Source organism: Streptomyces alkaliphilus (genome assembly GCF_014141535.1).
Taxonomy (GTDB): domain Bacteria; phylum Actinomycetota; class Actinomycetes; order Streptomycetales; family Streptomycetaceae; genus Streptomyces; species Streptomyces alkaliphilus.
Genome location: NZ_VKHT01001245.1, coordinates 1 through 1,252, shown reverse-complemented (window position 1 = coordinate 1,252; position 1,252 = coordinate 1). Strand labels below are relative to the sequence as shown.

Sequence of the window (1,252 nt, the reverse complement as noted above, 5' to 3'; positions counted from 1 at the left end):
CGCCCCCGCCGTGCCTCAGCCGCGGTGCGCCGCCGAGCCGGGGCCGGTCCCGGCACCTCCCGGCCCGCCCGCGTCGGCCGCCGCCGGGATGCCGCCGGTCACGGCGGTCGCCTCCGGTGGGCCGGTCGGGGCGCTCTCGGCCAACCGCTGCCCGGCTGCCCGCCCGGCCTCCCGCAGGGCGGCCCGCGAGCGGCGGGCCTGCCGCAGCACGTCCCAGGTGAGGATGGTCAGCGCGGTCCACACCATCACGAAGCCGATCCACCGCTCCGGCGGCATCTCCTCGCCGAAGGCCAGCAGGCCGAGCAGGAACATGGTGGACGGCGCGATGTACTGCATCAGGCCGACCGTGGAGAGCGGGACGCGGACCGCCGCCGCGCCGAAGAAGATCAGCGGCAGTGCCGTGGCCAGGCCGCTGCCGATCAGCAGCAGGGTGTGACCGGCGCCCTCGGCGACGAAGCTCGACTCGCCGCGCGCGGTCAGCAGGATCACGAATCCCAGCGCGGGGAGGAACTGGAGGGCGGCATCGGCGCTGAAGCCCTCCAGACCGTCGAGGTCCGTGCGCTTCTTGACCAGTCCGTAGAGGGCGAAGGTGACGCTGAGGACCAGGGACAGCCACGGCACCCGGCCGTAGGCCACGCCCATCACCACGACCGCCAGCAGGCCGATGCCCACCGCCGCCCACTGCGCCGTCCGCAGCCGTTCGCGCAGCAGCAGCACGCCGATGGCGATGGTGATCAGCGGGTTGATGAAGTAGCCCAGGGACGCCTCGATGACACGGTCGTTGGCGACCGCCCAGATGAACAGGTACCAGTTGATGGTGATCAGCGAGGTGGAGACGGCCACCAGCGCCAGCCGCTTCGGCTGTCGGAGCAGGCCGGGTATCCACGTCCACCGGCCGACGACCGCGAGGATCACCAGGGCGGTCGGCAGTGACCAGAGCATCCGGTGGGCCAGCACCTCGGCCGGGCCGGTGGTCGCCAGCAGCGCCCAGTACAGGGGGAGGAGTCCCCACATGCCGAAGGCGGTCAGGCCGTAGGCCATCCCCGCACGGTGTGCCGTCGATGCCGTCGAGGCGCCCACAGTCGTCCAACCTCCCGCATAAGTCGCAGATCCGGGGGTGCCCGGAAAGCTGTCGAGTAGGGGAAGCCCGGTGTCGCGCACGACGCCGTGCCACCCCCCGAAGGTAAGCCTGTTCGAGGGGTGGTGTCATTCCCGTTCCACATTATGGTCCTGTACGCGACGGGTGGGACGC

General features: G+C 71.9%; 1 protein-coding gene. It reads right to left on the bottom strand.

The window, feature by feature from the left end; translation table 11 throughout:
- Nucleotides 1-15 precede the first annotated feature (15 nt).
- Nucleotides 16-1,041, bottom strand: a complete 1,026-nt coding sequence (gene rarD, locus FNQ90_RS23725; protein WP_182608221.1) for an EamA family transporter RarD — start codon at nucleotides 1,039-1,041, stop codon at nucleotides 16-18.
- Nucleotides 1,042-1,252 lie beyond the last annotated feature (211 nt).